Annotated in this window: 11 protein-coding genes; 6 read left to right on the top strand and 5 right to left on the bottom strand. The window is 72.3% G+C overall.

The features are described from left to right. Nucleotides 1-8: 8 nt before the first annotated feature. Nucleotides 9-617 carry a dTDP-4-dehydrorhamnose 3,5-epimerase gene (gene rfbC, locus EDF27_RS17655; protein ID WP_123656142.1) on the bottom strand — a complete coding sequence of 203 codons (609 nt, stop codon included), beginning with the start codon at nucleotides 615-617 and terminating at the stop codon, nucleotides 9-11. Between the two features lie 9 nt (nucleotides 618-626). Then, nucleotides 627-2,099: a glycosyltransferase family 39 protein gene (locus EDF27_RS17650; protein WP_132050266.1), complete on the bottom strand. Its 1,473-nt coding sequence runs from the start codon at nucleotides 2,097-2,099 to the stop codon at nucleotides 627-629. A gap of 107 nt (nucleotides 2,100-2,206) precedes the next feature. Between EDF27_RS17650 and EDF27_RS17645 the strand changes: the two genes are divergently transcribed. The 4 genes from EDF27_RS17645 (at nucleotide 2,207) to rfbD (ending at nucleotide 7,902) form a co-directional block, all read left to right on the top strand. Beyond that, nucleotides 2,207-3,148: a glycosyltransferase family 2 protein gene (locus tag EDF27_RS17645; protein ID WP_123656140.1), complete on the top strand. Its 942-nt coding sequence runs from the start codon at nucleotides 2,207-2,209 to the stop codon at nucleotides 3,146-3,148. Between the two features lie 16 nt (nucleotides 3,149-3,164). Beyond that, nucleotides 3,165-6,002, top strand: coding sequence for a hypothetical protein (locus EDF27_RS17640; protein WP_132050264.1), 2,838 nt, complete (start codon nucleotides 3,165-3,167; stop codon nucleotides 6,000-6,002). 65 nt (nucleotides 6,003-6,067) lie between these two features. Beyond that, nucleotides 6,068-7,054, top strand: coding sequence for a dTDP-glucose 4,6-dehydratase (rfbB, locus tag EDF27_RS17635; RefSeq protein ID WP_132050262.1), 987 nt, complete (start codon nucleotides 6,068-6,070; stop codon nucleotides 7,052-7,054). Then, a complete protein-coding gene (gene rfbD / locus EDF27_RS17630) occupies nucleotides 7,051-7,902 on the top strand; it encodes a dTDP-4-dehydrorhamnose reductase (protein WP_132050260.1) in 852 nt (283 codons plus the stop codon). The genes rfbB and rfbD overlap by 4 nt, the downstream gene beginning before the upstream one ends. Before the next feature lie 243 nt (nucleotides 7,903-8,145). Here the strand turns inward: rfbD and EDF27_RS17625 are convergent, their stop codons facing one another. Beyond that, on the bottom strand, nucleotides 8,146-9,210 hold the full coding sequence (locus EDF27_RS17625) for a glycosyltransferase (RefSeq protein ID WP_243698414.1): 1,065 nt from the start codon (nucleotides 9,208-9,210) through the stop codon (nucleotides 8,146-8,148). A gap of 119 nt (nucleotides 9,211-9,329) precedes the next feature. On the opposite strand from EDF27_RS17625, the gene EDF27_RS17620 reads away from it, so the two are divergent. Together EDF27_RS17620 and EDF27_RS17615 are read left to right on the top strand one after the other, a co-directional pair. Beyond that, nucleotides 9,330-10,295, top strand: a complete 966-nt coding sequence (locus tag EDF27_RS17620; protein WP_123656136.1) for a lysylphosphatidylglycerol synthase domain-containing protein — start codon at nucleotides 9,330-9,332, stop codon at nucleotides 10,293-10,295. Between the two features lie 67 nt (nucleotides 10,296-10,362). Further along, nucleotides 10,363-11,505 (top strand): glycosyltransferase family 1 protein, encoded by a 1,143-nt coding sequence (locus EDF27_RS17615; protein WP_123656135.1) that lies wholly within the window; start codon nucleotides 10,363-10,365, stop codon nucleotides 11,503-11,505. 67 nt (nucleotides 11,506-11,572) lie between these two features. Here EDF27_RS17615 and purE read toward each other — a convergent pair whose 3' ends face one another. Together purE and EDF27_RS17605 are read right to left on the bottom strand one after the other, a co-directional pair. Continuing rightward, nucleotides 11,573-12,091 carry a 5-(carboxyamino)imidazole ribonucleotide mutase gene (purE, locus tag EDF27_RS17610; protein WP_132050258.1) on the bottom strand — a complete coding sequence of 173 codons (519 nt, stop codon included), beginning with the start codon at nucleotides 12,089-12,091 and terminating at the stop codon, nucleotides 11,573-11,575. 9 nt (nucleotides 12,092-12,100) lie between these two features. Continuing rightward, nucleotides 12,101-13,318, bottom strand: coding sequence for a glycosyltransferase (locus EDF27_RS17605; RefSeq protein WP_132050256.1), 1,218 nt, complete (start codon nucleotides 13,316-13,318; stop codon nucleotides 12,101-12,103). Between the last annotated feature and the right edge of the window lie 16 nt (nucleotides 13,319-13,334).

Raw genomic sequence — 13,334 nt, 5'->3', positions numbered from 1 at the left:
TCTCCTTCTTACTTCTTCGTCCGGAGGGACTCGGTGTAGGCGACGCACTCTTCGTACGTCGGCAGGAGGCCCTGCTCAGCGGCGTCGAGGAGCGTCGGGGCGCTGGTGTCCTTCTCGGACAGGACGGGCTCGCCGATGCCGTCCGGCAGCTCCAGGCCCACGGTCGGGTCGAGGATGCTGATCCCCTTCTCGCGCTGGGGGTCGTAGTGGGCGCTGACGAGGTAGTTCACGGTGCTCTGGTCCTCGAGCGCGACGATCGCGTGGCCGAGGCCCTCGGAGAGGTACACGGCGCGGCGGTCGACGTCGTCGATGCGGACGGAGTCCCACTGCCCGAACGTCGGCGAACCGACGCGGATGTCGATGATGTAGTCGATGAACGCACCGCGCACGGCGGTGACGTACTTCGCCTGGCTCGGGGCGACGAGCGCGTAGTGGATCCCGCGCGCGACGCCGCGCGACGAGATCGACATGTTCACCTGGCGGAGGTCGAGGGGGTGGCCCACCGTGTCCTCGAGCACGTCGGCACGGTACGCCTCGAGGAAGGCTCCTCGTGCGTCGCCGTGCTGGACGGGGGTGAACTCCCACGCGCCTTGGATCTTCAGTTCGCGGATCTGCACCGGGGCAGCCTACCGCAGCACTCCAGGCGCCTTCCTGGTCAGCAGACGGACCGTCAGGACGAGGGCGAGGGCGAGCACCACGACGGCGAGCACGGTGACGACCCGGGCGACGACGAGGACCGCGCTCGACCCCGCGACGGGTGCCTGCAGGTCGAGGATGGTGAACCACACCCACGCGGCCGGCAGGGTCCACACGACAGTGAGCACCGAGGACGCGATCCGGCCGAACCCGGTGAGGCCGATCGCCATCGGGATCGCGAGCACCGGCATCACGGCGAGGAGGTACCGGGCGTGTGCCGAACCGCCGCTCATCGTGAACCGGACCTGTGCGACGACGACGAGCAGGACGACGGCGGCGAGCATCGCGGCGACGAGCCAGTCGGCGCGGGTGGAGGACGCGCGGGCGGGCGTTGCGCCGCCGCGGCCAGCGCTGCCGCGGCCCGCGCTGCCGTGGCCCGCGCGTCGGACGACGCCGACCACCGCGGCGGCGAGCGCCAGCGCCAGCGGGCCGAGCAGCAGCAGCCAGGTCCAGGCGCCGTCCTCGGCGAGGTGCCCGAGGAACACCGAGAACAACCCCGTCCAGAAGTCGTGGTCGGTGAGCACCTGGGATGCGGACGCGGTGTGCCGGTGCAGGTGCTCGGCGGCCCACTCCGGGTGCGACCCCTCGGCGTTGCCGGTGAGTGCGATGTTGCGGAGGTAGAACCACCCGGCGGCGAGGACGGGCACCAGCGCCGCGACGGCTGCGGCGACGAGGCGCCCCCACCCGTCCCAGAAGCGGGAGCCCGGCGCCGAGCGGGAGCCCGGCGCCGAGCGGGAGCCGGAGCGCGCCGCGAGGACCAGGGCGACGACGACCGCGACGACGAACACCGCGAAGGACGCCCGGCTCAGCATGCCGAGCCCGGTGACGACCCCCGCGACGACGACCAGGCGCGTCGAGAGGCCCCGGCGGAGCGCGGTCGCGCCGACGGCGATCGCGAGCGCGGCGAGGATCGTGTTCGGCAGGTCGTTGTAGACCGCGCCCCCGACGAGCAGCAGCATGCTCGTGCAGGCGATGACGATCGCGGCGACGGCACCGACGGCCGGTCGGCGCGGCACCACGCGGAACCCGGCGAACCCGGTGGCGAGGACGGCTCCCCCGGCGAGCAGCGCGTTCACCGAGCGCCCGGCGAGCACCGCGGCGTACGGGTGTCCGCCGTCCCAGAGCGGCCCGACGACCGGGGCGACGAGCGCGTAGAACAGCGGCGGGTGCTGGGCGACCCACTGCACCGGCGGGACGATGCCGAAGGGCGGCCGGATGGCGAGTCCCTGCTCGAAGACCGGCAGGTGCCCGTGCCAGAGCCCGATCGCGTAGTCGAGGTGGGCCGTCTCGTCCGCGGTGTTCAGCGGGGCGGCACTCCAGCCGACCGCGAGGGAAGCGAGGACGGCGAAGACGGCGGCGGTGATGACGACCGCCGTGGGCAGCCGTGGCAGGAAGCGTCGCACGGTGAGCGATTCTCCCACGGGTCCATCGGTCGTTCGCTTAGGCTGTCATGGCCTCCTCGCACCTGGAAGCCGTGCGCCCGCATCCCGAAACGAGATACCGCAGCCCCGTGAAGCTCTTCATCCAGATCCCCTGCCTCAACGAGGAGAACACCCTCGCCAGCGTCCTCGAGACGATCCCGACGCAGATCGACGGCATCGACGAGATCGAGGTCCTGGTCATCAACGACGGCAGCACCGACCGCACGGTCGAGGTCGCCCGGGAGCACGGTGTCCACCACTTCGTGCACCACACCACGAACATGGGCCTCGCCCGTTCGTTCCGCGACGGCGTCGACTACGCCCTGCTGCACGGTGCCGACATCGTCGTGAACACCGACGGTGACAACCAGTACCCGCAGGCGCAGATCGCGGAGCTGGTCCAGCCGATCCTGCGGAAGGAAGCCGACATCGTGATCGGCGACCGGCAGACCCGCACGATCGAGCACTTCTCCGGCTTCAAGAAGCTCATGCAGCGCTTCGGGTCCTGGGTGGCCAGCCGAGCGGCGGGCCTCGACCTGCCCGACGCGGCCAGCGGCTTCCGCGCGTACACGAAGTACTCGCTGATCCGCCTGAACATCGTCACACGCTTCAGCTACTGCATGGAGACCATCGTGCAGGCCGGCTACAAGCGGCTCGCGATCGCGTCCGTGCCGATCACGACGAACCCGAAGACACGCGAGTCCCGGCTGTTCAAGAACATCTGGCAGCACATGTTCCAGTCCGGTTCGGCGATCGCCCGCGTCTACCTGATGTACCGCCCGATGGCGCTCTTCGCCTGGGTGGCCGTGGTCCTCGGCGGACTCGGGGCCTGGCCGTTGATCCGGTACCTCGTGCTCCTCTGGACGAACACCGGCGGGAACCACCTGCAGTCGATCATCCTCGGCGTGGTGCTGCTGATCACGGCGGTGCTGTCGCTGGTCATCGGCGTCGTCGCCGACCTCACCCGGTTGAACCGCACCCTCGCCGAGGAGCAGCTGGACCTGCAGAAGCTGCAGCGGTATGGCGACTGAGGCGCGGACGCTCTCGATGAGCACCCGCGCCGCCCTCTGGATCCGTCGTCCGGGGGCCTGGGTGGAGATCGCGTCGTGGGCCGCGCTGGTGGCCTTCGTGCTCTTCACGATCGGGCCCGCCCTGCTCGGGCACGGCACCTTCCTGAACACCGGACTGCTCAACCGCTTCACCCCGTGGGCGGACACGTTCCAGTCGACGACGCAGTCGAGCAACGTGTTCGACAGCGACACGATCGACAGTGCCGCACCGCAGGTGTCGCTGCTGGTCCGTCTCGCGCAGGAAGGCGTGTTCGGCGCCTGGAACCCGTACGTCGCCGGCGGCACCGAGCTCGGCGGCCTGCCCGACTCCGGCGCGTGGTCCCCGCTCTCCCTGCCGTGGTGGGTCCTGCCCTTCTCGTACGCACCGGGCGCCGTGAAGCTGCTCGAGATCGTCGTCGTGACGGTCGGCATGGCGCTGCTGCTCCGCCGCTGGGGCGTCCCGCGCGCCGGCTGGCCGATCGCCGCGATCGTGTACTCGGCCTCGGGGTTCATGGTCGCGTGGACGAACTGGCCGCAGACCCGCGTCGCGGCGTTCATCCCGCTGCTGTTCTGGGCGATCGACCGTGCCGCGACCGAGCGGAAGCTCCGTGACGTCGTCGCCGTCGGGGTCGCGCTCGCGTGCATGCTCCTCGGCGGGTTCCCCGCGATCGTCGGGTACGCCCTGTTCACGGGGGGCATCTACTTCGTCGCGCGCAGCATCGTCGCGCTCCGGAGCGTCCGCGGAGTGCTCGTCAGCGCGGCGATCGCGGTCGGCGGCATCGTGTTCGGCCTGTTCCTCTCCGCGTGGCAGCTCCTGCCGTTCGCGGTGAACGCGGCGAACGTCATCGACTTCGGCGCCCGCGCGCAGTCCGGCGGCGGTGGGACCCTCGGGTACCTGTCGCTCGTCAGCTCGTGGGTGGCCGACATCGCCAACGACGAGAGCCGCGGCGACGCCTGGAGCGGTCGCAACCCGGTCGAGACGGCGTCGTTCGTCGGCATCGCGGTGGTCGTCCTGATCGCAGCGGCGCTGCTCGTGCGCCCGCGGGTGCAGCGTGCGGCCGGCATCGTCTGGATCCTCCTCGGCCTCCTCGCCCTCAGCGTGGTGCTCGTCTACGTCGGCGGCCCGGTCCTCGCGGCGATCCGTGAGCTCCCCGTCTTCGACTCGAACCCGATCGGGCGCATGCGCTGCATCGTCGGGTTCCTCGCGGCCGCACTCGCCGGCATCGGGTTCGGGCGACTGGTCGAGCCGGAGCACCTGCTCGACGAGCTCCGTCGGCTCCGCTCGTCGCGACCGCTCGCCTGGATCGGTCGCGGCCTGGTCGTCCTGATCGTGCTCGCCGCGGCGGCCGGCGTGGCCTACCAGACGCGGATGGCGCTCTACTCCGTCCCCGTCCCGCACCTGCACGAGCTGAAGGTGGACGTCGTCCGCACCGCGGTGATCGGCGCGCTCACCGCCCTGGCGATCGCGCTGGTCTGGTTCTTCCGGTCCCGCGTCCTCGCGGCGGTCGCCGGCGTCGGGGTCATCGCGATGGTCGTCGTCCCGGCGATCTCCTCCGTCCAGGCGTGGTGGCCGATCGCCCCCGTCTCGACCTTCTACCCGTCGACGCCGGCGCTGAAGTACCTGGAGAACCACCTCACCGACCAGGAGCGCTTCGCCACCGCAGGCCAGGCCGGGTTGCCCGGTTCGGCGTCGTACTTCCAGATCCGCTCCCTCACCGGGCACACCTTCCAGACGCAGGAGTGGAAACAGCTCATGACGGCGATCGACCCGGACGTCTACGTCACACCGACGTACTCGTCGCTGCGGCCGACGAACCTGCCGTCGACGATCTCCTCCCCGCTCCTGGACCGCCTCGCGGTGCGCTACGTGATCTCCGACCCGTCGGCGCCCCTCGTCGGCCAGGCCGACCCGAGCACGCCGTCGACGGCGTGGGCCGACCTCACGAAGACGAACCCGTCGGTCGACTCCCCGAGCAACACCGGGCCGATCAACGGCATCGAGTTCACCGGTCCCCCGGCGCCGACGAACTCGGCCGACGGCATGGACCTCACCGTGTCGATCGTCGCCGACGACACCGGCAAGACCCTCACCTCCACCGAGACCTGGGTCCCGGGGCTCGGCGGTGGTCGCGCGGTGGCGCTCGAGGGCGACGACATCCCGGCGTCCACGTCGTGGCACGCGGAGATCACGGTCACCGGCCAGGACAAGCGCGTCCCGATCGGCACGGACGCGGACGGCAAGGCCGCGATCACCGTCGTCCGTCCGAAGGCCGGTGACGACGTCACGGTCGCGCACACCGGCGACGCGACGATCTACGAGCTCGGCGGCACCGACGACCGGGTCCGCTGGGCGTCGTCGCAGACCGTCGTCCAGAAGGCCGCAGACCGTGTCGACACCCTCGACGACCCGGCAACCCCGGCGGACGAGGTCGTCTTGAGCAAGCCGACGAAGCACACGGCGGGTGGCGGCGACGCCGAGCTCGACGTGGACTCGAGCGACCCGAACGCGACCACGGTCGACGTGGACGCGGAGCAGGGCGGCTGGGTCGTGGTCGAGGACTCGCTGCAGCGCCCCGGCTGGAGTGCGACCGTCGACGGCAAGTCGACCCCGCTCGTCGCCGCCGACCACGCCGGCGGTGCCGTCTGGGTGCCGGCGGGCAAGCACACCGTCGCCGTCTCGTACACGGTCCCCGGTCTGTCGGCCGGTCTGGTCGCGACCATCGGCTCGGTCCTCGTCGCGATCGTGGTCGGCGTACTCGTGGTGGTGCTCGGCCGACGCCGCCGCCGCGCGGGACCCGGCGCCGAGCCGACCGGCAGCACTGAAATACTCGATTGACAGACGCTCCCCCTACAATCGGGAATCGATCCAACGCCAACGGCAACCCAAAGGAACCAGACCACGTGAAGATCCTCGTCACCGGCGGAGCCGGATTCATCGGCTCGAACTTCGTCCGCCGCACCCTGCAGGACGCCTACCCGGGGCTCGAGGGCGCCGAGGTCGTCGTCTACGACGCCCTGACGTACTCGGGCAACCTCGAGAACCTCGCACCGGTCGCGGACTCCCCCCGCTACACGTTCGTGCAGGGCGACATCACCGACGCCGCGAAGCTCGACGAGGTGATCCCCGGCATCGACGCGATCGTGCACTTCGCCGCCGAGTCCCACGTCGACCGCTCCGTCCGTGACTCCGGGATCTTCGTCGAGACCAACGTCGTCGGCACCCAGCGTCTCCTCGACGCCGCGCTCCGCCACGGCACCGCGCGCTTCGTGCACGTCTCCACCGACGAGGTCTACGGCTCCATCAGCGAAGGCTCGTGGGCCGAGGACCGCCCGCTCGAGCCGAACTCGCCGTACTCGGCGTCGAAGGCCGGCAGCGACCTCCTCGCCCGCAGCTACCACCGCACGCACGGGCTGAACCTCTCGATCACGCGCTGCTCGAACAACTACGGGCCGTACCACTTCCCCGAGAAGGTCATCCCGCTGTTCGTCACGAACCTCATCGACGACAAGCACGTCCCGCTCTACGGCGAGGGCAACAACATCCGCGACTGGCTGCACGTCGACGACCACACCCGCGGCATCGCGATGGTGCTCGTCAAGGGCCGCGCGGGCGAGATCTACAACATCGGCGGCGGGACCGAGCTCACGAACAAGGAGCTCACCGAGATGCTGCTCGAGGCCACCGGCAAGGACTGGTCGTACGTCGACCGCGTCGCCGACCGCCTCGGCCACGACCTCCGCTACTCGGTGGACATCTCCAAGATCCAGGCCGAGCTCGGCTACGAGCCGCAGGTCCCGTTCGAGCAGGGCCTCGCGGACGTGGTCCAGTGGTACCGCGACAGCCGCGCCTGGTGGGAGCCGCTCAAGGAGCGCGCGGCGCTCGCATGATTCGGTACCTGATCACCGGCGCCGCCGGCATGCTCGGCCAGGACCTCCAGCAGGCACTCGCCGGTCGTGACGTCACCGCGCTCTCGCGCGCGGATCTCGACATCACCGACCAGGACGCCGTCACCGCGGCGGTCACCGGCCACGACGTCGTGATCAACGCGGCGGCGTACACGAAGGTCGACGACGCCGAGTCCGACGAGGCGGCGGCCTTCGCGGTCAACGCCCGCGGCCCGGAGGTCCTGGCCACCGCTGCGGTCGCCGCCGGCGCGAAGCTCGTGCACGTGTCCACCGACTACGTCTTCGACGGCAACGGCACCTCGCCGTACGCCGAGGACGAGCCGACCGACCCGATCGGCGCCTACGGCCGGACGAAGGCGGCCGGCGAAGCAGCGGTGCGCGCGATCGCCCCGGACTCCTCGTACGTCGTGCGGGCCGCGTGGCTCTACGGTGCCGGCGGTCCGAACTTCGCGAAGACGATGATCCGCCTCGCCGGGTCGCACGACACCGTGAGCGTCGTCACCGACCAGATCGGGCAGCCGACGTGGACGGGTGACCTGGCCCGCCAGATCGTCGCGCTCCTCGACGCGGATGCTCCGGCCGGCATCTACCACGGCACGAACGGCGGCCAGGGGTCCTGGCTCGACTTCACCAAGGCGATCTACACCGAGGTCGGCCTCGACCCGGAGCGGGTCCTGCCGACCGACAGCTCGGCCTTCGTGCGTCCGGCTCCGCGCCCCGCGTACAGCGTGCTCGGCCACGACGCCTGGTCACGCGCGGGGATCGCCCCGATGCGCGACTGGCGCGAAGCACTGCACGCGGCAGCCGAGGCGGGCGTGCTCAGTTCCTGAGACCCCCACCAGGCTCCGACCGGGAGGCCCTGCTCACGTCCGCCACGCGCGGCACGCGAGCAGGGCCTCCCGTCCGTTGCCCTGCCAGGCGCCGCTCTCCGGTCGAGACGCCGCCGAACGGCCCAGACGCCGCCCCGGCCGGCGACGTCTCGCCAAGTCGGCGGCGTCTCGCGAACTGGGCGGCGTCTCGCGAGCTCGGCGGGGTCTCGCCAAGTCGGCGGCGTCTCGCGAGCTCGGCTGCGGTCAGCGGGTGACGGTGCGGAGGCGCTCGTCCAGCGGCTCGACGGCCGCCGCGGGACGGAAGCGGTCGGCCGCGGCGGACGCGGCGGCCCGGCGCTCGGCGAGGAGCGCACGGTCGGCGGCGAGCCCGCGGATCGCGGCGGCGAGCGCGTCGGCGTCGCCAGCGGGGACGGCGACGACCGCGTCGCCGAAGGCCCGGCGCTGCGGGGCGGTGTCGCTCGTGACGACGGCGAGCCCCGCTGCCGCGCACTGGTAGACCTTGTTCGGGACGACCTTGAGCGCCTTCGGGGTGGTGCCGGTGATGCCGATGCCGACGTCGTGGCCGGCGACCAGGGCGGGCAGGTCGGCGGCGTCCACCCACGGCAGCCACTCGGTCGGAGCGCCCCCGGCGGCCCGTGACTGCGCCTCGTCGAGGTCCTGGCCGCTGCCGATCATCGTGACCAGGACGCTGCCGTCGTCGGGCAGTGCGCCGATTGCCCCGCCGATCGTGCCGGCACCCTGCAGCGGGGTGAAGAGCCCGTAGAAGACCACGCGGAGCGGGTCGTCGGCGGGTCGCTCCACCGCGTGTGCGCCGGCGTCGTACCAGTTCTCGGTGGCGCCGACCGGCACGACCACGGCCTTCTCCCGGAGCGCTGCCGGGACGAGGTCGCGGTGCTCGTCGGTGTCCAGGACGACGACGTCCGCGATGGTGAGCGCGGCGCGGTCGAGGAACCGCAGGAGGCGCTGCTTGAGGCCGCCGTCGCCGACACCGCGGTCCTGGGCGGTCGTCGCGGCGAAGATCAGGTGGTCGAGGACGATCGGGGTGCGCGGGAACAGCAGGCGTGCGAGCCACACGTCGAAGTGCCCCATGTAGCCGACGAGGACCGCGTCCGGACGGCCGGAACGCCGCACACGGAGCGCCTTGCCGACGAGGGCCGACCAGCTGCGGGCCAGGCGTCCGGCCATCGACAGCGCGCCCGAGCGGGACCCGAGCATCGCGACGCGGTCCTTCGTGGACAGGCCGAGCGGGACGTTCGCCTCGGCCACGACGTGCCCCCGTGCACGGAGGCCGTCGGCGAGCACTCGCACCCGAGGGTGATCTGCCGCCTGGTATGTTCCGAAGGCCAAGATCCGCACGTGGGCCGCCCTTTCTCCGTGGTCGCGCGCGCCGTCCCGGTCCTGGCGCACCCGATCAACCCTAGGTGAGAATGACCGACCTCCCCCAGCCCGCGAAGCGCTCCCGGACCAAGACCGTCGTCCGTGTCGTCGGCCTCGTCGTGGCCCTCGCGCTCTGCATCGCCTTCCTCGTGCCCCGCGCCGGTGACATCGCCGAGGCGTTCACCCGGCAGGAGCCGCTGACCCTGGTCGCGGCACTCGTCGCCGGCGCGCTCGCGACGTACATCACGTTCCTGTCGTGGCGCGCGCTGATGTCCGGCGCCGGCCACCACATCCCGATCGGCGCGGCGCAGCGGGTCTTCTTCCTCTCCCAGATCGGCAAGTACATCCCGGGGTCGGTGTGGCCGATCGTGGCGCAGGCGGACCTCGGACGCGAACACCGGGTGCCGGCGGCGCGCAGTGTCGCTGTGGGGATGCTCACGCTCCTCATCAGCTGTGGCGCGGGCGTCTCGGTCGCCGCCGTGACGATCCCGTTCGTGCAGCCGGACGCCTTCGCGCGCTACTGGTTCGTCGTGCTCCTGGTCCCGATCGTGCTCGCCGCGCTGCACCCGGCGGTCCTCCGGTTCGGGCTGCGCCTGGCGTCGAAGGTCACCCGCCGCGACCTCGGCACCATCGACCTCGGCATCGGCGCGATCGCCCGGGCGTTCGGCTGGGCGGCGCTGGCATGGGTCGTGTTCGGCGTGCACATCGTGCTCGTGCTCGCACCCCTCGGCCACGTCGACCTCCGCGTCACCACGCTGACGATCGGCGCCTACGCCCTGGCCTGGCTCGTCGGGTTCCTGGTGTTCTTCCTGCCGGCCGGGCTCGGCGGGCGCGAGGCCGTGCTCACCGCGCTCCTCACCGCCGGCGTCCCGCTCGGCGCGTCCGCAGCAGTCAGCGTCGCCGTGATGTCCCGCGTGCTGCTCACCGTCGTCGACCTCGTCTTCGCCGGCGCCGCGGTGCTCGGCGAGCGACGTCGTCGTGCCGCGACCCGCGCCCGCACTCCGGGAACTCCCTGACCCCGCTGGTACGCTCTGGCGACGCGCCGGGCAGCCATCCCGCACGACCTTCGAGGAGCAACACCAGATGACCACTCTCCGCGTGATCGTCGACCAGGTGGTCGCACCGGTCCCCGGTGGCATCGGCCGCTACGCGGAGGAACTCACCCGGCAGCTCATCCAGACGGCACCCGCCGGCTGCGACGTGGAAGCCGTGGTCTCCGCCGTCTCCCCGGCCGAAGTCGAGCACCTGCGCACCCTGCTCCCCGGCCTCTCCGGTCTCGACCGCCTGGCGCTGCCCCGCCGTGAACTCGCGCTCGCCTGGCAGGGCGGCGTGGCCCGCGGCGCATCGCACGGCATGGTGCACGCCCCGAGCGTCCTCGCGCCCCTCGTGAAGCACAACCGCTTCCAGGAACCCGGCCGGCAGACGGTCGTCACGGTGCACGACACGGTCCCGTGGACGAACCCGGAGACCCTGACGCCGCGCGGCGTGCACTTCCACAAGGCGATGGTGAAGCGGGCGTACAAGTACGCCGACGCCGTCGTCGTCCCGACCCACGCGGTCGCCGGGCACCTCAACGAGATCCACCGGTTCGACGACCGGCTCCGGGTCATCGGCGGTGCGCCGAGCGGACGGCTCCGGATCCCGGTGGACGCCGACCTCCGTGCCGAGCGGCTCGGCCTCCCCGAGCGCTACGTCCTCGCCGTCGGCACGCTCGAGCCCCGGAAGGGCCTGTCGTACCTGATCGAGGCGATGGCGCACCCGGACGCGCCCGCCGACATCCCCCTCGTGATCTCCGGCCCCGACGGCTGGGGCGACGTCGACGTGATCGGCACCGCCGAGCGCGCCGGGCTCGCACCGGACCGCGTCAAGGTCCTCGGCCGCGTCGACGACCCGGACCTCGCCGTGGTCTACGACCGCGCGAGCGTGTTCGTGTTCCCGAGTCTCGCGGAGGGCTTCGGCCTCCCCGTGATCGAGGCGATGAGCCTCGGCACCCCCGTGGTGCACTCCGACGACCCCGCGGTGCGGGAAGTCGCCTCGGACGCCGGTGTGACGGTCGCGCGTGACCCCCGTGCCGGTTATCCGGAGCGGCTCGCGCAGGCGATCTACCAGGTCGTCAACGACCCGTACCTCGCCGGGCAGCTCGCCGTCGCGGGCCCGGACCGGGCACGGATGTTCGACTGGAACGACTCCGCGATCGAGACCTGGCAGCTGCACGCCGACCTCTGATCCGCAGCGGGTCGTCCCCGACGCGGTCGCAGCGGGTCGTCCCCGACGCGGTCGGATCGCTTCGGTGTCAGGCGCCGAGGGAGTCCCGCAGGCGCGCGGCCTTCTCCTCGACGAGGCGCTCGAGGCCGTCCGCGTACTCCGTGAGCCGCGCGGCGACCGCGGGCTCGGCGGAGCCGATGATCCGCGCGGCCAGGAGCCCGGCGTTCGCGGCACCGTTGATCGCCATCGTCGCGACCGGGATGCCGGCGGGCATCTGCACGATCGACAGCAGCGAGTCGAGGCCGTCGAGGCGTGCGAGCTGCACCGGGACACCGATCACCGGCAGGGTCGTCATCGACGCCACCATGCCGGGCAGGTGCGCTGCTCCGCCGGCCCCGGCGATCACGACGCGGATGCCGCGCTCGGCCGCACCGCGCGCGAACCGGGTCATCTTGTCGGGCGTCCGGTGTGCCGAGATGACGTCCGCCTCGAAGGGGATCCCGAGCTCGGTGAGGATCTCCGCAGCCGCACGCATGGTGGGCCAGTCGGAGTCGGAACCCATGATGATCGAGACGAGCGGCGGGGTGGAGGCGGCGGTGTCGGTCACGGGACGAGCCTAGCGGTGCTGCACCGTGCCTCCAGGGCGGTGGTGACGCTCGCCGAGGAGCACCCGCGACCACGCATCGCCGTCGGCGCCGAGCGTCCGCTCCGACGCCACCCAGCGGGTCGCCCGCTCCGGGGCGCGACCGGACTCGACCGCGGTGCGGACCGCGTCCCGCCACGCCGCGACGTCGTCGGGGACGAGGACCGCGCCGTGCTCCCCCGCCAGCCGGTACGACGGCCGGTCGGACACGACCGCGGGGAGCCCGAGGGCGGTGTACTCGAGGAACTTCAGGTCGCTCTTGGCGCGGTTGAACTCCTCGTCGCGGAGGGGTGCGACGCCCGCACGCCAGCGCGTCCGGTGGTCGACGAGCCACCGGGCGAACGCCGGGTAGTGGCCGTCGGGGACCTCGACGCGGCGGTACCAGGCGGGGCCGTCGTCCTCGGTGACGCCGATGACCTCGAGGCGGATCGGGGTGCCGTCCCGCGCGGTGAGGTCGTCGAAGACGTCGCGGAGGAGCTCGAGGTCGGCGGCGTGGGTGAGCGTGCCCATGTAGAGGACGCGGTGCTCGGGACCGCCGTCGTCCGGCTGCGCCGCTGTGTCGGGTCCGCTGTCGGGTGGCTCCGGGACCCAGAGCGTCGGGTCGAGCGCGTTCGGGACGACCACCACTTCCCGGGCGATCGGCCGGACGACGTCCGCGAGCTCCGGCGTGCTGACCACGACGACATCCGCGCCACGGACCAGCGCGTCGATCGACGCCAGGCGGTCCGGGTCGTACTCGGCGCGGGCCAGCCTGTCGCGGCCGGACGCGGTGAAGAAGTCGTCGTCGACCTCGGCCACGACGGGCACGTCCCGGTCGGCGGCCGCCGCCAGGAACGGCGCGACGCTCGCGACGGGGAGGATGTCCCGCTGGACGAGCACCGCGACGTACGGCCGCTCGTCGGAACCGTCGACGAAGGTCTCCGGGTCCACCTGGTGCACCTCGGCCGTCCCGCTCGCCGCGAGCTGCTCGGTCCGGCGGACGACGCGGACGTGGGCGGAGGCCGGGTGCGCCCCACCACCGCCGGCGACGACGTACCCGACGAGCGGGAGCGGAGGGGGCGGCGGTGCCGGTGCCGCTGCCGGTGCCGATGCCGGTGCGTTCTCGGGTGCACGGCCGGGGGCGATCCCCCGACGGACGCGTCCCGCGACGCGGCGGAGTCGTCCGGCGGCACGGCGGAGGGGGTCTGACATGCGGCCATTCTCCCGG

The sequence above is a fragment of the Curtobacterium sp. PhB136 genome, from assembly GCF_004346855.1.
In the GTDB taxonomy this organism is placed as follows: domain Bacteria; phylum Actinomycetota; class Actinomycetes; order Actinomycetales; family Microbacteriaceae; genus Curtobacterium.
The sequence above is the reverse complement of the archived record's forward strand: the minus strand, read 5'-3'. Positions and strand labels throughout refer to the sequence as shown.